Origin of the sequence: Mesorhizobium sp. LSHC420B00 (assembly GCF_000503055.1) — a bacterium.
GTDB lineage: Bacteria > Pseudomonadota > Alphaproteobacteria > Rhizobiales > Rhizobiaceae > Mesorhizobium.
Map to the genome: position 1 here is coordinate 481,870 of NZ_AYVY01000001.1, position 23,181 is coordinate 505,050.

25 protein-coding genes are annotated in these 23,181 nt (G+C 62.3%); 15 read left to right on the top strand and 10 right to left on the bottom strand.

Going from position 1 to position 23,181, the window contains the following annotated elements:
* Nucleotides 1–15: 15 nt before the first annotated feature.
* On the top strand, nt 16–387 hold the full coding sequence (locus X760_RS43030; RefSeq protein ID WP_023716914.1) for an antitoxin Xre/MbcA/ParS toxin-binding domain-containing protein: 372 nt from the start codon (nt 16–18) through the stop codon (nt 385–387).
* Nucleotides 380–886, top strand: coding sequence for an RES domain-containing protein (locus X760_RS43035; protein ID WP_023716915.1), 507 nt, complete (start codon nt 380–382; stop codon nt 884–886). The genes X760_RS43030 and X760_RS43035 overlap by 8 nt, the downstream gene beginning before the upstream one ends.
* 249 nt (nt 887–1,135) lie before the next feature.
* On the opposite strand, the gene X760_RS43040 is transcribed toward X760_RS43035, so the two are convergent.
* The 3 genes from X760_RS43040 to X760_RS43050 form a co-directional block, all read right to left on the bottom strand.
* Nucleotides 1,136–1,843: an NAD-dependent deacylase gene (locus tag X760_RS43040; RefSeq protein WP_023716916.1), complete on the bottom strand. Its 708-nt coding sequence runs from the start codon at nt 1,841–1,843 to the stop codon at nt 1,136–1,138.
* A 66-nt stretch (nt 1,844–1,909) separates the two neighbouring features.
* Entirely contained in the window at nt 1,910–3,322 is a 1,413-nt protein-coding gene (gene tldD, locus X760_RS43045) for a metalloprotease TldD (protein ID WP_023716917.1), read from the bottom strand.
* Nucleotides 3,323–3,450: 128 nt separating this feature from the next.
* Nucleotides 3,451–3,975 carry an invasion associated locus B family protein gene (locus X760_RS43050; protein ID WP_023716918.1) on the bottom strand — a complete coding sequence of 175 codons (525 nt, stop codon included), beginning with the start codon at nt 3,973–3,975 and terminating at the stop codon, nt 3,451–3,453.
* Nucleotides 3,976–4,346: 371 nt separating this feature from the next.
* On the opposite strand from X760_RS43050, the gene coxB reads away from it, so the two are divergent.
* The 12 genes from coxB to X760_RS43110 all read left to right on the top strand — a co-directional run bounded on the left by coxB (nt 4,347) and on the right by X760_RS43110 (nt 14,114).
* Entirely contained in the window at nt 4,347–5,225 is an 879-nt protein-coding gene (gene coxB / locus X760_RS43055; RefSeq protein WP_023716919.1) for a cytochrome c oxidase subunit II, read from the top strand.
* 38 nt (nt 5,226–5,263) lie between these two features.
* A complete protein-coding gene (ctaD, locus tag X760_RS43060; protein ID WP_023716920.1) occupies nt 5,264–6,916 on the top strand; it encodes a cytochrome c oxidase subunit I in 1,653 nt (550 codons plus the stop codon).
* Nucleotides 6,917–6,992: 76 nt separating this feature from the next.
* Nucleotides 6,993–7,937 carry a heme o synthase gene (locus X760_RS43065; RefSeq protein ID WP_023716921.1) on the top strand — a complete coding sequence of 315 codons (945 nt, stop codon included), beginning with the start codon at nt 6,993–6,995 and terminating at the stop codon, nt 7,935–7,937.
* A gap of 2 nt (nt 7,938–7,939) precedes the next feature.
* Nucleotides 7,940–8,101 carry a hypothetical protein gene (locus tag X760_RS77100; protein ID WP_198030457.1) on the top strand — a complete coding sequence of 54 codons (162 nt, stop codon included), beginning with the start codon at nt 7,940–7,942 and terminating at the stop codon, nt 8,099–8,101.
* A 7-nt stretch (nt 8,102–8,108) separates the two neighbouring features.
* Complete coding sequence (locus X760_RS43075; protein ID WP_023716923.1) at nt 8,109–8,741, top strand: cytochrome c oxidase assembly protein; 633 nt, start codon at nt 8,109–8,111, stop codon at nt 8,739–8,741.
* A gap of 1 nt (nt 8,742) precedes the next feature.
* Nucleotides 8,743–9,624: a cytochrome c oxidase subunit 3 gene (locus tag X760_RS43080; protein ID WP_023716924.1), complete on the top strand. Its 882-nt coding sequence runs from the start codon at nt 8,743–8,745 to the stop codon at nt 9,622–9,624.
* 111 nt (nt 9,625–9,735) lie between these two features.
* Nucleotides 9,736–10,122, top strand: coding sequence for a DUF983 domain-containing protein (locus X760_RS43085; protein WP_023716925.1), 387 nt, complete (start codon nt 9,736–9,738; stop codon nt 10,120–10,122).
* Complete coding sequence (locus tag X760_RS43090; protein WP_023716926.1) at nt 10,119–10,874, top strand: SURF1 family protein; 756 nt, start codon at nt 10,119–10,121, stop codon at nt 10,872–10,874. The genes X760_RS43085 and X760_RS43090 overlap by 4 nt, the downstream gene beginning before the upstream one ends.
* Before the next feature lie 107 nt (nt 10,875–10,981).
* The gene (gene ispH, locus X760_RS43095) at nt 10,982–11,986 is read left to right on the top strand and encodes a 4-hydroxy-3-methylbut-2-enyl diphosphate reductase (protein ID WP_023716927.1); all 1,005 of its coding nucleotides are present in this window, start codon (nt 10,982–10,984) and stop codon (nt 11,984–11,986) included.
* 5 nt (nt 11,987–11,991) lie between these two features.
* Nucleotides 11,992–12,954: a homoserine kinase gene (locus X760_RS43100; RefSeq protein WP_023716928.1), complete on the top strand. Its 963-nt coding sequence runs from the start codon at nt 11,992–11,994 to the stop codon at nt 12,952–12,954.
* Complete coding sequence (rnhA, locus tag X760_RS43105; protein ID WP_023716929.1) at nt 12,951–13,478, top strand: ribonuclease HI; 528 nt, start codon at nt 12,951–12,953, stop codon at nt 13,476–13,478. The genes X760_RS43100 and rnhA overlap by 4 nt, the downstream gene beginning before the upstream one ends.
* 42 nt (nt 13,479–13,520) lie before the next feature.
* Nucleotides 13,521–14,114 (top strand): histidine phosphatase family protein, encoded by a 594-nt coding sequence (locus tag X760_RS43110; protein WP_023716930.1) that lies wholly within the window; start codon nt 13,521–13,523, stop codon nt 14,112–14,114.
* Nucleotides 14,115–14,119: 5 nt separating this feature from the next.
* Here X760_RS43110 and X760_RS43115 read toward each other — a convergent pair whose 3' ends face one another.
* The 3 genes from X760_RS43115 to X760_RS43125 all read right to left on the bottom strand — a co-directional run bounded on the left by X760_RS43115 (nt 14,120) and on the right by X760_RS43125 (nt 16,136).
* On the bottom strand, nt 14,120–14,599 hold the full coding sequence (locus X760_RS43115) for a DUF2938 domain-containing protein (RefSeq protein WP_023716931.1): 480 nt from the start codon (nt 14,597–14,599) through the stop codon (nt 14,120–14,122).
* A gap of 146 nt (nt 14,600–14,745) precedes the next feature.
* Nucleotides 14,746–15,246, bottom strand: a complete 501-nt coding sequence (locus tag X760_RS43120) for a peroxiredoxin (RefSeq protein WP_023716932.1) — start codon at nt 15,244–15,246, stop codon at nt 14,746–14,748.
* 83 nt (nt 15,247–15,329) lie between these two features.
* Nucleotides 15,330–16,136: a protein-disulfide reductase DsbD domain-containing protein gene (locus X760_RS43125; protein ID WP_023716933.1), complete on the bottom strand. Its 807-nt coding sequence runs from the start codon at nt 16,134–16,136 to the stop codon at nt 15,330–15,332.
* Between the two features lie 147 nt (nt 16,137–16,283).
* Between X760_RS43125 and X760_RS43130 the strand changes: the two genes are divergently transcribed.
* Complete coding sequence (locus X760_RS43130) at nt 16,284–16,892, top strand: YqgE/AlgH family protein (RefSeq protein ID WP_023716934.1); 609 nt, start codon at nt 16,284–16,286, stop codon at nt 16,890–16,892.
* A 23-nt stretch (nt 16,893–16,915) separates the two neighbouring features.
* Here the strand turns inward: X760_RS43130 and X760_RS43135 are convergent, their stop codons facing one another.
* Genes X760_RS43135 through thrC form a run of 4 tightly spaced genes read right to left on the bottom strand, consistent with a single transcriptional unit; the run spans nt 16,916 to nt 23,123 of the window.
* On the bottom strand, nt 16,916–19,804 hold the full coding sequence (locus tag X760_RS43135; RefSeq protein WP_023716935.1) for an EAL domain-containing protein: 2,889 nt from the start codon (nt 19,802–19,804) through the stop codon (nt 16,916–16,918).
* Nucleotides 19,805–19,806: 2 nt separating this feature from the next.
* Entirely contained in the window at nt 19,807–20,403 is a 597-nt protein-coding gene (locus tag X760_RS43140) for a GNAT family protein (RefSeq protein ID WP_023716936.1), read from the bottom strand.
* Between the two features lie 15 nt (nt 20,404–20,418).
* Nucleotides 20,419–21,711: a pitrilysin family protein gene (locus tag X760_RS43145; protein WP_023716937.1), complete on the bottom strand. Its 1,293-nt coding sequence runs from the start codon at nt 21,709–21,711 to the stop codon at nt 20,419–20,421.
* A gap of 14 nt (nt 21,712–21,725) precedes the next feature.
* Nucleotides 21,726–23,123 (bottom strand): threonine synthase, encoded by a 1,398-nt coding sequence (gene thrC / locus X760_RS43150; protein ID WP_023716938.1) that lies wholly within the window; start codon nt 23,121–23,123, stop codon nt 21,726–21,728.
* Nucleotides 23,124–23,181: the final 58 nt, after the last annotated feature.

The following is a 23,181-nucleotide window of genomic DNA, read 5'->3' on the forward strand; positions in this document are numbered from 1 at the left end:
GGCTAGGAAATTGCCATGAGCACCGCAGCCTTTGAAAATTCGGCATCGCGCTTCGGCGAGGAGCGGGCGCCGTTTCTCTCGCCGAGGCGGGTAGCCGCACTGCTAGGGGTCAATATGACTGAACTGGCCGGCCTGACCGGTCTCGCGCGCAACACGCTTGCCGCCAAGTCCGGTGCGCGCAAGGTCGACGCCGCATTGAGTCCCATCGTCCGCATCCTGGCGATGGCCGGCGAGATGGCCGGTGATGAACAGCGTGCCGCGATCTGGTTCAAACATCAGCCGATCCCCGGCTGGGCGGGAAAGACCGCCTACGATCTCGTTCGCGAAGGCAAGACTGACAAGGTGCTTGCCTATCTGGAGGCAGTCCGCTCCGGCATCTATGCCTGAACCCAGGCTGACTCTATGGCGCGCTTTTGTGCCGCGCTGGGCCCATCTGCCGCTTTCCGGTGAGGGCGCGGCCCGCTTCGGCGGCCGCTGGAATCCGATTGGCACGCCGGCGATCTACGCCGCCCGGGAACTGTCCACGGCTTGGGCCGAGTACAATCAGGGTTTTGTCCAGCACCCGGCGCTGATTGCACAATTGAAACTGTCAGGCGCCCGGCTGGCCGACCTGACAGAGGCTGATACGCTGTCGAAGCTCGGTGTAACGGCCGACATTCACCGGTGCGAATGGCGTGACATCGTGGATGGAGGCTTTGTGCCCGAGACGCACCAACTGAGAGACCGCTTGCTTGGCGACGGGCTGCACGGCGTGATCTACCCGTCCTTCATGTCGCCTGGCGGCACATGCGTCGCGCTGTGGCGCTGGAACGAAAACGATGCTCCGGATCTTGAAATCATCGATCCCGACCATCGCCTGCCGAAAACAGCGGCATCATGGCTTTAGGGCAGTTCGAGCTGCGGCGGGCACACCCGCCTCCATCTCTTCCAACGTCTTCGGCTTGCCTATGTGGGGCAGGGATCCAAATACGTCCTATGGCCGTGTTAAAGGCAAGACTGGAACAGGCAGTGCGACTTGATCGTCGGTCGAACTGGTGACTTCTAGCTTTTCTCCGGCAGCGATCACAGTTTCCTCTCCCGACATAACAAAGATGCTGATCGCGCGCTGAATTCAAGGCTGCATAGCCAGACGGTGCTAGCCTGCGCCTGAAAGGACGCGCTCGACGAAGGCGGGCACCACTTGTGTCGCCGGCCCTTCCATCTGCTCGTCGAAACGGGAGGCCCAGCCGGCGCATTTCAGATTGAGTTCGGCTGTTACGGCTCCGGCCGCGCGTGCCTCCTCCACGAAACCTGCTGCCGGGTAGACACTCCCGCTGGTGCCGATGGCCACGAATAGGTCGCAGCGCGTCAGCGCCTCGCCGACCTCCTCCATGCGGTAAGGCATTTCGCCGAACCAGACCACGTCAGGCCTCAATTGACCTTTTGCGCCACACGCTGGACAGGCCGAATGGGCAGCGATGTCGTCGGCCCAGGTGCTGCTTTGCCCGCAGCTCAGGCAAAGGGCATGGCCCAGTTCTCCATGCATATGGATCAGTTTGCGCGAACCGGCGCGCTCATGCAGGTCGTCGATATTCTGCGTGACGACGAGGACGTCGCCTGGGAATTTCTGCTCGAGCTTGGCCAGCGCGGCGTGCGCCGCATTCGGCTCGACGCTGCCCATCTGCCGCCGGCGCATATTGTAGAAATCCTGCACCTTTACGGGGTCGCGCGCAAAACCTTGCGGCGTGGCCACGTCCTGCAGGTCGTATTTCGCCCAGACCCCGTCGGGATCCCGGAACGTGGCGACGCCCGATTCCGCCGAAATGCCGGCGCCTGTCAGGATGACGATTTTGGCTTTGGACATGGTCGAAGACACCGGCATCCGGAAACATCATTTGGACGGCGATGTTACCGGAAGGCGGCAGCCGCATCAAACCCTGGTGCCGCCGACCGTCATCTGGTTCATCCTGAGATGCGGCTGGCCGACGCCGACCGGCACGCCCTGTCCGGCCTTGCCGCACATGCCGATGCCGGTGTCGAGCTTCATGTCGTTGCCGACCATCGAAACCCGATGCATGGCATCCGGCCCATTGCCGATCAGCATGGCGCCCTTGATCGGTTGCGTCACCTTGCCGTTCTCGATCATGTAGGCCTCGGTGCAGCCGAACACGAACTTGCCCGAAGTGATGTCGACCTGGCCGCCACCGAACGACACGGCATAGATGCCGTTCTTGACCGAGGCTATGATTTCCTCCGGCTCCATGTCGCCTGCCGTCATGTAGGTGTTGGTCATGCGCGGCATCGGCTCATGCGCGTAACCTTGGCGCCGCCCGTTGCCGGTGGCCTTCATGCCCATCAGCCGTGCATTCTGGCGGTCCTGCATGTAGCCGACCAGCTTGCCATCATCGATCAGCACGTTATGGGCCGAAGGCGTGCCTTCGTCGTCGACGGTCAGCGAACCTCGCCGCTCGGGCATGGTGCCGTCGTCAACGACGGTGACGCCTTTCGCCGCCACCTGCTGGCCAAGCAGGCCGGCAAAGGCCGACGTCTTTTTGCGGTTGAAATCGCCTTCCAGCCCGTGGCCGACGGCCTCGTGCAACATGACGCCGGGCCAGCCGCTCGACAGCACGATGTCGAAAGTGCCGGCAGGTGCTGGAACCGCTTCGAGATTGACGAGCGCCTGCCGCAGTGCCTCCTTGGCCGCGTGCCGCCAGCTGTCCTCGACCAGGAATTCGCCAAAATCCTTGCGGCCTCCCATGCCGTAGGAGCCGCTCTCCTGGCGGTCGCCGTCGCCGACCACCACCGATACGTTGATCCTGACCAGCGGGCGGATGTCGCGGACCATCTGGCCATCGGCGCGCACGATCTCGACATGCTGCCAGGAGGCGGCGAGCGACGCCGTCACCTGCCTGACGCGCGGATCTTCGGCCCGCAGCCATGCATCGATTTCCTGAAGCAACTTGGCCTTGGTCTCGAAGGAAGGCGAGGGGATCGGGTTTCCGTCGCCGTAGAGATGGCGGTTGGTGCGGACGGGCGCTGCGGCAAGCGTGCCGGAATAGCCGCTCTTCACCGTCGAAACGGCATCGGCGGCGCGCCGCAGCGAGGCTTCGGAGAGATCACTGGAATGGGCGTAGCCGCTGGCCTCGCCAGCGACGGCGCGCAGGCCGAAACCCTGGTCGGTGTTGAAATTCGCGGTCTTCAGCTTGCCATTGTCGAACATCAGCGCTTCGCTTTCGCTGTATTCGAGAAACAGTTCGCCGTCGTCGGCGCCGTTGATGGTCTCGGCGACGATCTGCTTGATGCGATCGTCGGAAATGTCGAATTGGCCGATCAGGCTGTTCATGGCAGGTCCATTCGCAGGAGGATTGTTTCCCACGATGTAGGCGCGAAGGCCTGCACAGACAATCTGAAATGAGATTTGCCGTGACCGCGGCCGGTCAACAATCACTGGATCGTGCTACAAGACCGCGTTCAAGGCAGGGCGGCGAAGCCGTCGGCAAAACCCTTGAGGTCGACGGGAATGCCGATGCCTTCTTCGGGCGTCTGGAAGACGATAAAGGTCGCCGACGTACCGGTCTTCAGCGTGTCGAGCAGCGGCTTTTCCAGGATGACCTCGGCATAGCAGCCGTCCTGGAAACAGCGCACGAAATAGGCGCGGCCGATATCCTTGCCGTCGACATTGAGGCCGAGGCCGTTGGGCAACAGCACGCCGAGCGGCGCCAGCACACGAAGGATTTCGGCCTTGTTGTCGGCTGTACGCAGCACGACAACGGAAAGACCCATTTCCGGGCGGTCCTCGGCGACGACGTTCTGCATCATCACGCATTGTTCGGACGTAGCACCGGCCGGCGTATCGCAGATGATCGACCACGCCCCATGCGTCGACTTCACCGTGCCGCTTGGCTGCGCGGCATTGGCCAGGCCGCCGCCTGACAAGGCTATTGCGGCGGCAACAAGGATGACCTCCGCCAAGGTTCTCGAAAGCCACGCGTTCATGACGGCTCCATTGCGAATCACGGCACTTTAAGCCGCACTAAACCCAAGTAAAGGACGAGACCCCCGCGGTCTGCCCCGACATAGGCGACAATGCGCTTTTCCGTGCCAATTTCGCCCTAATTGCGACGGTTTCGCGCGCCGCGCGGCTCATTCTGCCGGGATGCCGCTCCGGTGATTCGCGACGAGCGGTCACCGCACGAAGCTACAGCCGCGCTTGCGCGCAAAAATGCCGCACGGGTTCCGCCGCTCCTTTCTTGCGGAGGCAAATAGAGTATGGTTTGAACCAGCCTTGAATTGTCCGGGATTCCCGTCCCGGCATTATTCGGCATTCTTGCGGTCCGATCGCGAGGAACTGGGAGATGACGAGGGCGATGAGAAAATTCCTGGCAACCGCCAAAATCGTAGCTAGTGCCGCCGCCACGTTGTTTGCCGCTGCATCCGCTCATGCAGCCCAGCCTCAACCCTGGGAAACCAGTTTTCAGCCTCCGGCGACCGATATTATGAGGCAGATCGAGTGGTTCGGAAACTATTCGTTCGCGTTCATCATTGTGATCACCGCCTTGGTGCTTTTTCTGATCGCCTACTGCATTTTGAAATTCCGGGCGAGCGTCAACCCGACCCCGTCGCGCACCAGCCACAACACGCTGATCGAGGTCATCTGGACTGTCGGTCCCGTCGTCATCCTGCTCTGTCTCGCCATTCCTTCGTTCCAGCTGCTGACCGCGCAATACACGCCGCCGGAAGAAGCCAAGCTGACCGTCAAGGCGACGGGCAATCAGTGGAACTGGGATTACGAATACCAGGTCGACAACACGCTTTCCTTCAATTCCGCGATCCTTCAGGATGCCGACAGGGCTGCTGCCGGCAAGGAAGATCGCGCCGCCTATCCGCGCCTGCTCGCCGTCGACAATGAGATGGTGGTGCCTGTCAACACCATGACCCGCGTGCTGGTGACGGCGACCGACGTGATTCACGCCTTTGCCATGCCGTCCTTCGGCATCAAGACCGACGCGGTGCCGGGCCGCATCAACGAGGTGTGGTTCAAGGCCGACAAGGAAGGCCTCTATTACGGCCAGTGCTCGGAACTCTGCGGCAAGGACCACGCCTTCATGCCGATCGCCATTCGCGTCGTCTCCGATGCGCAATACAAGACCTGGCTGGCGGCAGCCAAGACCGATCTTCCCGGCGCCAACAAGGCGCTGATGGCCGAGGTCGATGGCACGAACAAGGTAGCGGCCGCCGGCAACTGATGCCGCGACCAGAAAAGATTCAGGGAACGGAGCCGACCATGGCAGACGCTGCAGCTCACGACGACCACGACCACAAGCCGTATCATGGCTGGGTCCGGTGGGTGTATTCGACCAACCACAAGGACATCGGTACGCTTTATCTGATCTTCGCGATCATGGCGGGCTGCATCGGTGGCGCCTTATCGGTCGTCATGCGCATGGAATTGCAGGAGCCGGGCATCCAGATATTCACTGGCCTGGCACAGATGGTCTACGGCATGAACGGTGACGCCGCCATCGACGGCGGCAAGAGCATGTACAATGCCTTCACCACCGCGCATGCGCTGATCATGATCTTCTTCATGGTGATGCCGGCGCTGATCGGCGGCTTTGCCAACTGGATGGTGCCGATCATGATCGGCGCGCCGGACATGGCGTTCCCGCGCATGAACAACGTCTCGTTCTGGCTGCTGCCGCCGGCTTTCATCCTGCTGATTATCTCGGCCTTCGTCCCGAGTGCGCCGGGCGCCTATGGCGTCGGTGGCGGCTGGACGCTTTATCCGCCGCTCTCGACATCGGGCCAGCCTGGACCGGCCATGGACCTGGCGATCCTTTCAATCCACATCGCCGGCGCCTCCTCGATTCTTGGCGCCATCAACTTCATCACCACCATCTTCAACATGCGCGCGCCCGGCATGACCATGCACAAGATGCCGCTGTTCGCGTGGTCGGTGTTGATCACCGCCTTCCTGCTGCTGCTGTCGTTGCCGGTGCTGGCCGGCGGCATCACCATGCTTTTGACCGACCGCAATTTCGGCACCACCTTCTTCGCCCCGGACGGCGGCGGCGACCCGATCCTGTTCCAGCACCTGTTCTGGTTCTTCGGCCATCCAGAAGTCTATATCCTGATCCTGCCGGGCTTCGGCATCATCAGCCATATCATCTCGACCTTTTCAAGGAAGCCGGTGTTCGGCTATCTCGGCATGGCCTATGCGATGGTTGCCATCGGCGCGGTGGGCTTCATCGTCTGGGCCCACCACATGTACACGACGGGCCTGTCGCTCGACACCCAGCGCTATTTCGTCTTCGCCACCATGGTCATCGCGGTGCCGACGGGCGTGAAGATCTTCTCGTGGATCGCCACTATGTGGGGCGGGTCGATTTCGCTTAAGACCCCGATGCTGTGGGCGATCGGCTTCATCTTCCTGTTCACAGTTGGTGGCGTCACCGGCGTGCAATTGGCCAATGCCGGCCTCGACCGCCCGCTGCACGACACCTATTTCGTGGTTGCGCACTTCCACTACGTGCTGTCACTGGGCGCGGTCTTCGCCATCTTCGCCGGCTGGTACTACTGGTTCCCGAAGATGACCGGCTACATGTATTCGCCGGTGATCGCCAACACCCACTTCTGGGTCACTTTCGTCGGCGTCAACCTGGTCTTTTTCCCGCAGCATTTCCTCGGTCTCTCCGGAATGCCGCGTCGCTATATCGACTATCCCGATGCCTTCGCCGGCTGGAATATGGTGTCGTCCTACGGCTCGTACATCTCGGCTGTCGGCGTCGTCATCTTCCTGTTCGGCGTCTTCGAGGCGTTCCAGAAGAAGCGGGTCGCCGGCGCCAATCCTTGGGGTGAGGGTGCGACCACGCTGGAATGGCAGCTGCCTTCGCCGCCGCCGTTCCACCAATGGGAACAGCTGCCGAAGATCAAGTAGGCGGTTGCCTCCTTTAATACGGAACCGCCGGCCGTCCGGCGGTTTTGGCCAACGGAATGATGGACTCTAAGTACGCATGGCCCTTGCCGAAGACAGACTGATTGACGAGCCGGGCTTCCGCATGTCGGAAGCGACGGCGGGCGATTTCTTCGCCCTGCTGAAGCCGCGCGTCATGTCGCTGGTGGTGTTCACAGCGTTTGTCGGCATGGTCGCCGCCCCGGTGACCATCAATCCGCTGCTGGCGGTGATCGCGATCCTGGCTATTGCCATTGGTGCCGGCGCGTCCGGTGCGCTCAACATGTGGTATGACGCAGACATCGATGCGGTGATGACGCGCACCGCCGGCCGTCCCGTGCCGGCCGGCCGCATACGGCCTGGCGAGGCATTGAGCTTCGGGCTGGTGCTGTCGGTTCTGTCGGTGATGACGCTCGGCGTGCTGGTCAACTGGTTGGCCGCATCGCTTCTGGCCTTCACCATCTTTTTCTATGCCGTCATCTACACGATGTGGCTGAAGCGCTGGACGCCACAGAACATTGTCATCGGCGGTGCTGCCGGTGCCATTCCGCCGGTCATCGGCTGGGCGGCGGTAACCGGATCGGTCAGCCTCGAAAGCTTGGTGCTGTTCCTGATCATCTTCCTGTGGACGCCGCCGCATTTCTGGGCGCTCGCGCTCTTCAAGTCGGAGGACTATGCCAAGGCAGGCATTCCGATGATGCCGAATGTCGCCGGCCAGGCTTCGACCAGACGCCAGATCTTTGCCTATGCGCTGGTCCTCGCACCGGTTGGCGTGCTGCCATGGGTTCTCGGCTTCACCACGCCAGCCTATGGCGTCGTTGCATTGCTGCTCGGCGCCGGCTTCGTCTGGTATGCGTCGAAGGTGCTGCAAATGGCCGATGACGACCGGGCGATGAAGCCGGCCAAGGCCCTGTTCGGCTATTCGCTGCTCTATCTCTTCGCCATCTTCGCCGCCTACCTTGGCGATTGCGTCGTCGCGCGCGCGCTGACCATCGGTGGAGCATGAGCATGGCCGAAAAGAAGCTTGAACTGGTCACGCTGACCGACCGTCAGCAGAAGGCCCGCCGCAATCGCTCGGCCGCAATCGGCTTCGCGCTGGCGGCGCTGGTCGTCATATTCTACGTCGCGACCATCGTGAAATTTGGTCACAGCGTCACCGGTTCGATGTGAGCTGAACATGACCAGGCAAACAGTCACCGATCCTACGAAGAAGAATACGAACCGCGTCGTCGCCGGCGTCTGCATCGCGTTCTTCGGCGGCATGATCGGCATGGCCTATGCCGCAGTGCCGCTCTACGCGATGTTCTGCCAGGCGACAGGCTACGGCGGCACCGTTAAACGGGCGACCCAGCAATATGCCGATCGGGTGCTCGACCGTGACATCACCATCCGCTTCGATGCCAACACCGTCGGCATTCCCTGGCAATTCCAGCCGGTCGCCCGCTCGATCACCATCAAGATCGGCGAAACAGCCGAGGCGCATTTCAGCGCGACCAACAAATTCAGCCGGCCCATCACCGGACGCGCCACCTTCAATGTACAGCCTGAACTGGCCGGACCTTACTTCAACAAGGTCGAGTGTTTCTGCTTCACCGACACGACGCTGAAGCCGGGCGAGACGTTGGACATGCCGGTCGTGTTCTATGTCGATCCCGACATCGTCAACGCGCCGGAACTGAAGGATTTGAGGACGATTACCCTGTCCTATACGATGTTCCCGGTCGACAAGACCAAGCCGGTCGCATCATCGGTGCCGGCCGACGGCCGCCGCAACAAGAGTTCAGATACCGAAGCAAGCCTCGGGGGTTGATATGGCAGACGCACACGCAAAACCACAACATGACTACCACCTCGTCGACCCGAGCCCATGGCCTTTCCTGGGCTCCGTCGGGGCGCTGGTGACCGCGATCGGCGGCGTCTGTTACATGCAATATCTCAAGGGCGGCGATTTCCCCATCTTCGGTTTCAACATCGCCAATCCATGGTTGTTCTTCATCGGCCTGCTGATCGTCATCTACACGATGTTCGCCTGGTGGTCTGATACGATCAAGGAAGCGCATGAGGGACACCACACTCGTGTCGTGTCGCTGCATCTGCGCTACGGCATGATCATGTTCATCGCCTCCGAGGTGATGTTCTTCGTCGCCTGGTTCTGGGCCTTCTTCGACGCCAGCCTGTTCCCCGGCGAGGTCCATCAGTATGCCCGTACCGCCTTCACCGGCGGCGTCTGGCCGCCCAAGGGCCTCGAAGTTCTCGACCCTTTCCATCTGCCGCTTTACAACACCGTCATCTTGCTCCTGTCGGGCACCACGGTGACCTGGGCGCACCACTCGCTCATCCACGGCGACCGCAAAGGGCTGATCAATGGCTTGGTGCTGACCGTCGGCCTCGGCATGCTGTTCACCATGGTGCAGGCCTACGAGTACATGCATGCGCCGTTCGGCTTCAGGGATTCGATCTACGGCGCCACCTTCTTCATGGCGACCGGCTTCCATGGTTTCCACGTCATCATCGGCACTATCTTCCTGCTGGTCTGCCTGATCCGCGCCATGAAGGGCGACTTCACGCCCAAGCAGCATTTCGGCTTCGAGGCCGCCGCCTGGTACTGGCATTTCGTCGACGTGGTGTGGCTATTCCTGTTTGCCTCGATCTATGTCTGGGCATCGAACGGCGCAATGATCGAACCGCACTGACATTGGCCCGAGGAAATGGGCCCGAGGAAAATGGGGCCCAGGAAATAGACAAGGCGGCTGCGGCGACGTGGCCGCCTTATCTTTTGCGGCAAATGCTCCTAGGATGACCCCATGAGCGACGACAAGGCGATCTGGCCACCAATCGATCCGATCTCGGCCGGCCTGCATGGCCGCTGCCCCCGCTGTGGCGAGGGCAAGCTGTTCTCCGGGTTCCTCACCGTCGGCGATCGCTGTACCAATTGCGGCCTCGATTATTCCTTCGCCGATGCCGGCGACGGGCCGGCGGTGTTCGTTATTCTGATCATCGGCTTCATCGTCGTCGGCCTGGCGCTGTGGATGGAGGTGACGCTCAATCCGCCGCTCTGGCTGCATCTGTTGCTGTGGATTCCGCTGACGCTGGTGCTTTGCCTGGCGGCGCTCAGGCTGATCAAGGGCGTGCTGCTGACGCTGCAATACCGCAACAAGGCGGCCGAGGGCCGGCTGGACCGCGGCGAATGAGCGAGGCATCAGGTTTGGTGGCCGGCCGGTCGAGGCCGAAACGCGCATTGGCGCTCGGCCTGGGTATCGTCGTGTTTTTGATCCTGCTGGCACTCGGCACCTGGCAGGTTCAGCGCCTGCACTGGAAAGAGGGCCTTCTCCAGACGATCGACCAGCGCACGCATTCGGCGCCTGTGCCATTGGCCGAGGTCGAAAAGCGGTTTGCTGCCACCGGCGACGTGGACTACACGCCGGTGATAGTGACCGGCACTTTCCTGCATCAAGGCGAACGGCATTTCCTCGCCACCTGGGAAGGCCAGTCCGGCTTCGATGTGTTCACGCCGCTGCAGCTCGAGGATGGCCGTTTCGTGCTGATCAACCGCGGCTTCGTGCCCTACGATTTCAAGGACCCCGCCAAGCGGCCGCAGGGGCAGGTGACGGGCAAAGTGACGGTGACGGGGCTCGCCCGCAACCCGCTGCCGGCCAAGCCCTCGATGATGCTTCCCGACAATGATCCGCAGAAGAACATCTTCTACTGGAAAGATCGTGACGCGATGGCCTCGAGCGCCGGCCTGCCGGCAGGTGCGGCGCTGGTGCCGATCTTCATCGATGCGAACGCCGCCGCCAACCCCGGCGGGCTGCCGGTCGGCGGCGTCACCGTCATCGACCTGCCGAACAGCCATCTGCAATATGCGATAACCTGGTACGGCCTTGCCGTCGCCCTTGCCGGTGTCCTGATCTCCTGGCTCCGCCGCCCGGCGAAAGACCAATGATCGCCGCCACTACCCTTGACAGGGCAGGGCCGCACACCTCATTTCGCGCCTTGAGCTCAGAAGTCATAGTCCGATCAACCGGCCTACAATCAGCGTAAGATGCAATCATGCTTCAGACAAAGCCACCGCTGACCATCCGGCTCTGCCAGCCGCGCGGTTTCTGTGCGGGCGTTGACCGTGCCATCCAGATCGTCGTGCTGGCGCTCAAGAAATATGGCGCGCCGGTTTATGTCCGCCACGAGATCGTGCACAACCGCTACGTCGTCGAAGGGCTGCAAAGCCTCGGCGCGGTGTTCATCGAGGAGCTCTCCGAGATCCCGCCCGAGCATCGCCAGAGCCCGGTCGTCTTTTCGGCGCATGGCGTGCCGAAATCGGTGCCGGCCGACGCCCGGTCCCGCAACCTGTTCTATCTCGACGCGACGTGCCCGCTGGTCTCGAAAGTCCACAAGCAGGCAATGCGCCATCAGCGGCTTGGCCGCCACGTGCTTTTGATCGGCCATGCCGGGCATCCTGAGGTGATCGGCACAATGGGCCAGTTGCCGGATGGCGCGGTCACTCTGATCGAGACCGAAGCCGACGCCGCAAGCTTCGTGCCCGCAGACCCGCGAGCGCTCGGTTTCGTCACCCAGACGACGCTGTCGGTCGAGGACACCGCCGGCATCATCCGCGCCCTGCAGCAACGTTTTCCCGAGTTGCACGCGCCGGCGGCGGAATCGATCTGCTATGCCACCACCAATCGCCAGGAGGCGGTCAAGGAAACAGCGGCCGGCGCCGATCTCTTCCTGGTCGTCGGTGCGCCTAACTCCTCCAACTCACGGCGGCTTGTCGAAGTGGCCGAACGCGCCGGCGCCTCGATGTCGCTTCTCGTGCAGCGCGCCTCCGAAATTCCGTGGAATGACATTGCCGGCATCTCGACACTCGGCCTGTCGGCGGGCGCCTCGGCGCCGGAGATCATCGTCGACGAGATTGTCGATGCCTTCCGGCAGCGCTTCGACGTAACCATCGAGTTGGCCGTGACGGCGACGGAGACGGAGGATTTTCCGGTGATGCGGGTGTTGCGCGATGTCGAACTGACGGCAGCCGACATGGCCTTCGTCAACGGGGCTGCGTAGCAACGATGGCGGTCTACACCGACGTCAATGAGGGCGAGCTCGGCGCGTTCCTCAGGAACTATCCGGTCGGCGATCTCTTGTCCTACAAGGGCATCGCCGAAGGCACCGAAAATTCGAATTTTCTGCTGCACACCAGCAGCGGCTCCTACATACTGACGCTTTACGAGAAGCGCGTCGACAAGGCTGACCTGCCGTTCTTTCTGGGCCTCATGGCCCACCTCGCCAGAAAGGGCATTTCGTGCCCGCTCCCGGTCACCGCGCAGGATGGCGGTGTGATCGGAACGCTTGCCGGCCGGCCGGCGGTCATCATCACCTTCCTTGAGGGTCTATCGCTGCGGCGGCCGACAGCTGGGCATTGCGGCGAGGTCGGCAAGGCTCTGGCGGCACTGCATCTCGCCGGCGCGGATTTCCCGATGACCCGCCCCAACGCCCTTGCCATCGATGGCTGGCGCAAGCTGTGGAACGCCGCCCACGCCCGCGCCGATGAGGTCGAGCCGGGATTGGCGGCCGAGGTCGATGCCGATTTCGCCGATTTCGAGCGGAACTGGCCGAACGGTCTGCCGCAGGGCATCATCCATGCCGATCTTTTCCCGGACAATGTATTCTTCCTCGGCGAGAAACTGTCCGGGCTGATCGACTTCTATTTCGCCTGCAACGACCTCTACGCTTATGATGTTGCCACGTGCCTCAACGCCTGGTGCTTCGAGAAGGATTTTTCCTTCAATCTGACCAAGGGCACGGCGTTGCTTGCCGGCTACCAAAGCGTGCGGCCGCTGAGCAGCGACGAGAAAGCGGCGCTGCCGATGCTGGCGCGCGGTTCGGCGCTGCGCTTCATGCTGACCCGGCTCTACGACTGGCTGACGGTCCCGGACGGCGGGCTTGTGATGAAACGCGACCCGACCGAATATATCCGCCGGATGCGCTTCCATCGGGCGATCAACTCTCCTTCCGAATATGGACTAACATGACCAAGCGCGTTGAAATCTTCACCGATGGTGCCTGTTCGGGCAATCCCGGGCCTGGCGGCTGGGGCGCGATCTTGCGCTTCAACGGTGTGACGAAAGAACTGTCGGGCGGCGAGGCTGCCACCACCAACAACCGTATGGAACTGTTGGCGGCCATCTCGGCGCTTAATGCGCTCAAGGAGCCCTGCGCCGTCGATCTTTATACCGACAGCAACTATGTCAAGGACGGTATTTTCAGCTGGATCGACGGATGGAAGCGCAACGGCTGGAAGACGGCCGCCAGGCAGCCGGTGAAGAATGCCGAGCTGTGGCAGCAGCTCGATGCAGCGCGTAACCGCCATCAGGTCACCTGGCATTGGGTCAAGGGCCATGCCGGCCATCCCGAGAACGAGCGCGCCGACGAATTGGCGCGGCTCGGCATGGCGCCATTCAAGAAAGGGCTCGTCAAGACTGTGGCACCAGTACCAGGTTCGCAGTCAAAGCAGCCGACGACCACAAAGGCGCGGCGCTCGACCCAAAGCTATTGAATTCCGGCTGCGGGTCCGCTCTCTGGCAGGAAGAGCTCTATCATGCCGATCGCATACTACATCACGCATCCCCAGGTTCAGGTCGATGCCAACGTTCCAGTGGCGGAATGGGGACTATCCGACCTCGGGCGAGCGAGAACATCGGCAATGCTCGATCAGCCGTGGGTTGGGTCGATTCGGCGGATCGTGTCATCGGGTGAACGCAAGGCGATAGAAACCGCCGAGATACTCGGAAGGCATCTCCGCCTTGCGATCGAGGTGAGGGAAGGGATGCATGAGAATGACCGATCGGCAACCGGTTTCCTGCCGCCTTCCGAGTTCGAAGCGGTCGCCGACCAATTCTTCGCCAATCCAAACAGCAGCATTCGTGGATGGGAGCGAGCTATCGATGCCCAGCGTCGTATTCTAAGCGAGGTAGACACTGTGCTAGGCACCGACGCCGCTGTCGACGTCGCATTCATAGGTCACGGAGGTGTCGGAACGCTCCTGCTGCTCTCTTTGAGCGGTCGGGAAATCAGCCGCGAGGCGGATCAGCCAGCGGGCGGCGGGAACTACTTCGCATACGATACCGGTGCGCGTCGCGTTATCCATGGATGGCAGCCGATCGACAGGCCGGCGCAGCGCCGCGACGGCTGACTTGGCTATCGGATGAGCAGGGCGGTGCCGAACAGTCCGAGCGCGAACACCGTGTGCGACACCAGATTGAGGGCGCGGACCTGCATTGGATTGGGGCGCTTCGAAGCGGCCCAGCCGGCACCCATGCCGGGCGCCAGCAGAAACCAACCGGCGCCGACGGTGACGATGCCGAGGATAAAGGCCGGCAGGAAGGTCGGCGCGGTGAGCCAGCCCGTTCCGGCCAGCACGACCAGTATGATGCCGTAGACGATGCCGACAGCATAATGAAAGGCCCAGCCAAGTGCAGATTCATGCGCATAGGGCGAGGCCTCGCCAATGTCGTCATGGAAGACCTTGCCTTCCCTGAGATGCCAGACCCAGCGGCCGACCAGCCCCCAGTTCGGCCGCGGCTGAGCAAACGCCTTGTTCAGGAAAATCGCCCAGATATCCATAAGCGCGGTTGCGCCGATACCGATCGCGACAGCGCGCCAAAAGATGTCAGACATAACCGAGGTCCCAAAAAGCAAGCAGTCCCGAAGCGCCGACGCATGGCCCTGAAGACCGGGTCGGCTTTCGGAAGGATCATGCGCCGATGAAAAGGCGGCATCCTTTGAACGCGTAGCGCTCGAAGGCGCCCTTTGTCATCCCTGGCCTAGGCTGTCGCCAAGACGGAAAGCTGTCCGAGAATGTGAGCCGCACCGGACTCGTCGACGCCGGGCTTTGTCTCGACATTGAGTGCGGTGACCTTGCCGTCATCGACGATCATCGAAAAACGCCTCGAGCGCAGCCCCATGCCGCCGCTGGAGAGGTCGGCGTCGAGGCCGACCGATTTGGCGAAATCGCCATTGCCATCGGCAAGATAAAGTATTTTGCCTTCACCGCCGCTGAAGCGAGCCCAGGCTCCCATGACGTGAACATCGTTGACCGAGACGACGGCGATAGTGTCGACGCCGCGCGCCAGGATGGCGTCGTAATTATCCAGGTAGCCCGGCAGGTGATTATTGCTGCAGGTCGGCGTGAAAGCGCCTGGAACGCCAAACAGCACGACCGTCTTTCCTGAGAATATCTCGCCCGTCGTGATCGGCTTTGCACCGTCGGCGGTCATTGTCTTGAAGGTCGCACCCGGCAGTTTGTCGCCAACGGAGATCGTCATGATGGTCCTCGCTTGAGAATGGAAAGGGAGTGTCCTTGCGATAGCGAACTAAGGCGCGCCCGGCAACCGTCCAGACGTTGGCATCACGGAAAAGGCAGCAGGCCTTCGACCGCGCCAGCGGCACTTGTCAGTGTGTAGTGAAGGCCGCCATCGGTTGGCGTTGTCGACGGCCTGTCGAGGATCGGCACCGTAAAGATCAGCTTGCCATCCTTTTCGCTGCGGGTCGGGGCACCGAACATGTAGTCGCGTTCGCCGGCAACGAAGAAGTCGGCGGCCTCGGGAGTGCCCGGAAAGCTCGCTTCGACAATCAGGGTTTCGTGATCGCCCGGCAGTACGTTTATTCCGAAATCGGGCGTTGCCGTGGCGGGCAGAGTTGCAAGGCCTGCCTTGACCAGTGCCGCATCCTCGGCGTTGTCGGGATCGGCGCCGGGATCGATGGTCAGCCTTGTCTGCACCGGGATGCAGATGGTTTCGCAAATGCCGAGGAAGATGTCCGCATCGATGACGGCCGGCTGGCCGGGTGCAGCAAGCGTGAACGTCACCGGCAATGAAACCGGGTGGTCGTAGCCGGCCCATTTGCCATAGCCGTCATCGTGGCGCTGCGGCGGCGGAAACGAAAGCGTCGCGTCGGCAATGTTGGTGCTGGCCGAGATGTCGATCTGTGGCGGCACGCCCGCATCGCCCGGATCGCGCCAATAGGTCTTCCAGCCTGGCTTCAGCGCAATGTCGAGGACACCTTGGAGACGCCCGGCCTCGTCGGCTTTGCCGCTCGTCACCAGCCGCACCCGGCCGCCTTCGCTATTGTACCAGGCCGACGAGGAGGCTGAGGCGGGGAGGCAGGTCGCCGACCCAATGGCCACGCCAAGCAGCAGGATTTTCAAGCTTTGCATGGCAATGATTTGATCGTCTGTTGATGGCCGCACAATGATTTCATGACGCCGCCGGCATCATATTTGCGTGACCTTTGACTTATGAGCCTGATCAAATCGGGCGCCGCCCATCTTTTCGGCGCCCTGGAAACGCGTTACGCTGTGGTCATGGATTTGTTGCGTCATAAAAAGACGGCCGCAGGACCCGGCTTTCTCGACGACCAGTTCCTGATTGCCATGCCCGGCATGAAGGACGACCGCTTCACGCGCTCCGTCATCTACATTTGCGCGCACAGCGACGAAGGCGCGATGGGGTTGATCATCAACCAGACGCAGCAGATGCTGTTTCCGGACCTGCTCGTGCAACTCGGGATCATGAACGAACTGGAGGCAATTCGCCTGCCGCCGCCGGCGCGCGACTTCGTCGTGCGCAATGGCGGACCGGTGGATCGCAGCCGCGGCTTCGTCCTGCATTCGGGCGACTACCGGGTGGAATCCTCGCTCGCCGTGTCCGACGACGTCTGCCTGACTGCGACCGTCGACATATTGCGCGCCATCTCCTCCGGCCGCGGACCCCGGCGGGCTCTGATGGCGCTCGGCTATGCCGGCTGGGGTGCGGGTCAGCTTGAAAACGAGATCGTCGAGAATGGCTGGCTGACTTGCCCGGCTAGTGCCGAGCTTCTGTTCGACGCCGACATCGACCGCAAATACGACCGGATCCTTGCCTCGATCGGCATCGATCTCGCGCATCTCAGCCTGGCTGCCGGTCACGCCTGAACCTCATTACGTCCCGAAATTTGTCACGCCTGAGTGAGCGGATACTGTTCCTTCAGCGTCTTCAGCACCTGGTCGCCCGGCATCGGCGCTCCGAACATGAAACTCTGCACGTATTCGCAGCCCATCTGCCGCAACTCCAGCGCATCGCTCTCGTCCGAAATGCCTTCGGCGACAACCGACAGGCCGAGTTCATGCGCCATGTTGACCATGGATTTGAGCAGCACCGCGCGTTTCGGCGTCGCGTCGTCGACGAAGCTCTTGTCGATCTTGATGGTGTCGAACGGAAAGCGCGTCAGATAGGCCAGCGATGAATAGCCGGTGCCGAAATCGTCCAGCGACAGGCCGATGCCAAGCTGCTTCAGCTTGGTCAGCACATGGGCGGTCTGCTCGGGATTGTCCATCACCAGCGATTCGGTGAGTTCGAGCCGGAAGCAGCGCGGTTTCAGATTGGCCCGCGCGATCACCGAGCGGACGTCGCTGACCAGGTCGCGGCGGATGAGCTGACGGCTGGACAGATTGACCGAGACCGACAGCGGCGCATCGCCGATCTGCTTTTGCCATCCTGCTAGGTCTTCGGCAGCCTGTTGCATGGCAAACAGGCCAAGCTGCACGATCAGGCCGCAGTTTTCGGCGACCGGGATGAAATCCGCCGGCGGAATCATGCCGCGACGCGGATGGTCCCAGCGCAGCAGCGCTTCGAAGCCGGCAACGCTGCCGTCCTCCAGCCGCACGATTGGCTGGTAGGCAAGCGTGAATTCGCGTCGTTCGATAGCGCGGCGCAGATCGGACTCGAACTGCAGCCGGTCGGTGCCGACGGTGCGGAAGGCTGGCCGGAACGGCTCGATCCTGTCGCCGCCGAAGCGCTTGGCTTGATGCATGGCAAGCTCGGCGTCCTTGACCATGTCCTCAGCCGAGGTCTGCGTGGAGGTCCAGGTGATCAGCCCGATCGAGGCGGTCAGCACGATCTCGCGCTTGGCGAAGGTGATCGGGTTGTTGATGGCGTGCTTGATGGCATCGGCAATGGCCGCGATGCGAGCCGGATCCTGCTCCGACAAAAGCATCAGCGCGAACTGGTCGCCGGCAAATCGCGACAGCGAATCCTTCGGCTTGAGCAGCCGGTGCAGCCGCCGCGCGATGGTCAAAAGGATGGTGTCGCCGGCCGAGATGCCGAGCCCGTCATTGACCTGCTTGAAGCGGTCGATGTCGATGACGAAGACGGTCGGGCGCACCTTCTCTTCGGTGCGGGCGATCGAGATGATCGCCTCCAGCCGGTTCATGAACAGCTCGCGGTTGGGCAGGCCGGTCAGATTGTCATGTACGGCGTCATGCAGCAGCCGTTCCTCGGACTTTTTCTGCTCCGTCACGTCGACCATGGTGCCGACGCAGCGGATGACCTCGCCGTCCGAGCCGATCACCGGCCGGGCGCGCAGCGAAAACCAGTGATAGTGCCCGTCGGCGCCGCGCAGGCGGAAGTTTTGCGACACCCGGCCGCGCCGGTGCTCGAGCACCACGTCGAGTGTCGTACGAAACGTGTCGCGGTCGTCGGCATGCAGCACCGGCAGCCAGTTGCGGGCAGGGCCGCCGAGGCTGTTGGGCGCAAGGCCGAGCTGAATGCTGACGTCGGGACGAGTGACGACACGGTCGCGCAGCACGTCCCAGTCCCACACGGTATCGCCCGATCCGGCAACCGCCAACGCCTGCCGCTCGAGGTCGGAGAACAGGCCCTGATGCAGGGCGCCGCCGGCAAAAGCGTGCTGCATCACGGTGAAGCCGATCAGCAGGATGATGAGGATCAGCCCACCGCCCAGCGCCGGCTGGGCGATATCGTTGTCCAGCATGCCGGTGATTGCCATCCACGATCCGCATAGCCACAGCAGAACCATCACCCAACTGGGCACCAGCATGATGGCGCGGTCGTAACCGCGTATACCGAGGAAGATGATCAGGCCGAGCCCGGTCAGCGCGGTGGCTGCGAAGGACAGCCTGGCAATGCCGGCGGCAACCGCCGGATCGACGATGGCAACGCCGGCGATCAGCACCAGCCCGAGGATCCAGACCAGTGCGCCGTAGCTGAAATGGCCGTGCCATCGGTTGAGGTTGAGATAGGCAAACAGGAACACCACGAAGGTCGCCGCAAGCGCCACCTCCGTTCCGGCGCGCCACATCTGCTCATTGCCCGGGGATATTTCTATGATCTTGTTGAGAAAGCCGAAATCGACGCAGATATAGGCAAGCACCGCCCAGGCTAGGGCCGCCGTCGCCGGGAACATCGAGGTCCCCTTGACGACGAAAAGAATGGTCAGGAACAGCGCCAGCAGGCCGGCGATGCCGATGACGATGCCACGAAACAGCGTGTAGGAATTGACCGAGTCCTTGTAGGATTCGGGGTCCCACAGATAGACCTGCGGCAGCTTGGGCGAGGCGAGCTCGGCGATGAAGGTAATCACCGTTCCGGGGTTCAGCGTCACCCGGAACACGTCGGCGTCGGGGCTGGTCTGGCGGTCGAGCGCAAAGCCTTCGCTGGGCGTGATCGCGGCGATACGGGTCGAGCCGAGATCCGGCCAGAACAGGCCGGAATTCACCAGCCGGAAATGCGGTGCGACAATCAGCCTGTCGAGCTGCTGATCGGTGGTATTGGCGAGCGCGAACACCGCCCAGTCGCCGGTCGAGCGCGCGTCATTGGCCTCGACCTCGATTCGCCGCACGATGCCGTCCGGGCCGGGTGCCGTTGAGACTTGGAAATTCTCGCCCTGGTTGCGGTAGATTTCAACGGCACCCGAAAGGTCGAGCGCCACGTCGTCGCGGGCAATCTTGATCGGTTCGACCGCAAACGCCGAGGATGCCGCGCAGAGCGTGACGATTGCCGCCAGCATAAGGGCAAGCAGCGACCCGTTCCGCAGAAAATTCGTCAAAATCAGCCCTTTGTTCCAACGCCCGGCGGATCGTCCGCGATTCGGGCGTATAGGTAATGGTCCTGCCAGATGCCGTTGATCCTGAGATAGGATCGTAGCAGTCCTTCGCGCCGGAATCCGGCTTTTTCAAGCACGCGGATCGACCGGGCGTTATCGGGGATACAGGCAGCTTCGATCCGGTGCAACCGCAGCGTTTCGAAGGCGAAACGCGTCACCACCTTGACGGCATCGGTCATCAGCCCGCGTCCGCTGAAGCGCTCGCCGATCCAGTAGCCGATATGGCCGCTTTGGGCGACCCCGTGGCGGATATTGCCGAGGGTGATACCGCCGGCAAGCTTGCCGCTGCTTTTCTCGAAGATGAAGAAGGCGATCGCCGTCCCCTGCGCATAGTCCTCGCGGTAGCGGCCGATACGATGCCGCCATGCGGTGCGGTCGAGCTCGTCAGGGGTCCATCGCGGCTCCCACGGCTCAAGGAAGGCGCGGCTTTCGCCGCGCAGCACCGACCACTCGCGATAGTCGTTGGTCAGCGGCACACGCAGCGTGACAAGGTCGCCCTTCAGTGCCGGCAGGTCGCGGCGAAAGAAAGGGAGCGCGAACACGACGCTCGAATAAGCTTAGACGGCAAGCTTACGGGCAGTGGTCTGCGAGCCCGAAAGCGAATCGAGGATCGCTTCATAGGGCGCGAGCGTACCCACCGGCCCGACGGCTGTAAGCGTCGGCTTCGTCGAAAAAAGCCGCGACGACAGATCCGTCAGCCGCTTGACCGTCAGCGCCGACAGCCGCTCCATCAGCTCTTCCTTGGCGATCGGCCTGCCGAACAGAAGCAACTGCCTGGCGATCTGCGAGGCGCGGCTGGCCGGGCTCTCGGCCGACATGATCAGCCCGGCGCGGTATTGGGCACGCGCCCGGTCGAGCTCCTCCTGCAGGATGTTTTCGCCGGCCTTTTGCAGCTCGTCGATGATCACAGGCACCAGCTCGGCGATATCGCTTTGTCCGGTTGCCGCATGGACCCCGAAGACGCCGGTGTCGGAAAAACCCCAATGGAAGGCATAGACCGAATAGCACAGGCCGCGTTTTTCGCGGACTTCCTGGAAAAGCCGCGACGACATGCCGCCGCCGAGGATCATCGACAGGACCTGAGAGGCATAGAAATCGCGGACGTGATAGGCACGGCCCTCGAAACCCAGCACGATCTGGGCGTCCATCAGGTCGCGGTCTTCGCGAAAATCGCCGCCGACATATTGCGCATATTGCGGGATGGTGCCGTCGGCCTTGCCGCGGAAGCCGCCGAGACGCTTTTCGACCTCGCGCACGAAATCGTCGTGCTTGATGTCGCCGGCTGCCACCATCACCATGTTCTCGGCGCCGTATTGCCGTTCGATGAAGTCGTGCAGTTGCTTCGAAGTGAAGGATTTGACGGTTTCCGGCGTGCCGAGAATCGAGCGGCCGATGGTCTGGTGGCGGAAGGCGGTCTCGGTAAAGTGATCGAAAACGACATCGTCGGGCGTATCGTGCGCGGCGCCGATCTCCTGCAGAATCACATGCTGTTCGCGCTCCAGCTCCTGCGGATCGAATTCGGAGTCCTGCAGGATGTCGGAAAGGATATCGACCGCCAGCGGCACATCGTCGCTCAGAACCCTTGCATAATAGGAGGTCGTCTCGACGCTGGTCGCGGCATTGATCTCGCCGCCGACGTCCTCGATCTCCGAGGCGATCTCGAAGGCGCTTCGCCGCCTGGTGCCCTTGAAAGCCATGTGCTCGAGCAAATGCGCCATTCCGTGCTCTTCGTCACGCTCGTTGCGTGCGCCCGACTTGACCCAGGCACCAAGGGCAACAGATTCGAGGCTTGGAAGGGTTTCGGTGGCGACTGTCAGGCCGTTCGACAGACGGCTTACCTCAACACCCATATGGCAATTACTCCCTAACGCGCCGCCCGCGTGTGGCGGCCGACATAATCTTCCACCATTTTCAGGTCGGATGGAAGTACCGTGTATTTTTCCTCGGCGCTCATCAACCCGCCCAGCCATGCGGGGAGGGCAGGCGACACGCCGCTGGCGGCTTCGACGGCCGCCGGAAACTTTGCCGGGTGCGCAGTGCCCAGCACCACCATTGGCACCTCACCGGCGGCTTTGCCAGTGGCCACATGCACGGCTGCGGCGGTATGCGGGTCGAGCAGATAGCCACTCGCCGCAAGTGTGGTGCGGATTGTGGCGGCGACCTCGCCCATGGTGGCGCGGCCGGCGTCGAATTCGGAGCGGATCTTGGCGATTTCGCCGGCCTCGATGGTGAAGGCGCCGGACTGCTTGAGCCCGTCCATGTAGCGCCGCACGGTCGAGGCATCGCGGCCGGACGCCTCGAACAGCAAGCGTTCGAAGTTCGAAGACACCTGGATGTCCATCGAGGGCGACGTGGTCGAAAAGACCCCTTTCATGCGGTATTCGCCGGTCGCCAGCGTGCGCGCCAGAATATCGTTGTCGTTCGTGGCGATGATCAGCCGCTCGATCGGCAATCCCATCTTCTTGGCGGCGTAGCCGGCGAAAATGTCGCCGAAATTGCCGGTCGGCACCGTGAAGGAAACCGGCCTGTCGGGCGCGCCAAGCGACAGCGCGGAGGAGAAATAATAGACGATCTGGGCCATGATGCGGGCCCAATTGATCGAATTGACGCCGGATAGCGACACCCGGTCGCGAAAACCGTGGTCGTTGAACATGTCCTTCACCAGGCCTTGGCAGTCGTCGAAATTGCCTTCGATCGCCAATGCTTGGACGTTTGCGGCGGTCGACGTCGTCATCTGCCGCTGCTGCACCGGCGAGACGCGGCCGTGCGGGAAAAGCACGAAGATGTCGGTGCGGTTGCGCCCGGCAAAGGCATCGATGGCGGCCCCTCCGGTGTCGCCGGAAGTGGCGCCGACAATGGTGGCGCGCTGGTCGCGCTCGGCCAGCACATGGTCCATCAGCCGCGCAAGAAGCTGCATCGCCACGTCCTTGAACGCGAGCGTCGGGCCGTGGAACAACTCGAGCACGAAGCTGTTCTTCCCGCTCTGCACCAGCGGGCAGACGGCCTCATGGCGGAAGGTCGCATAGGCTTCGCGCACCAGCCGTTCGAACACCGGCGCCGCGATCTCGCCACCGAGGAACGGCGACAGCACGCGGATTGCAAGATCGGGATAGGCAAGGCCGCGCATGGCGCGGACCTCTGCTGCGGAAAAATGCGGCCAGGCGCTCGGCAGATAGAGCCCGCCGTCGCGGGCCAGCCCGGCCAGCACCGCGTCGGAGAATCCAAGCGCGGGCGCTTCCCCGCGGGTACTCACATATTGCATCGTCACGTTTCCATTGCTGCGGGAATCTTCGCCCGCCGTAAGGTGGTGGATTTCTGCG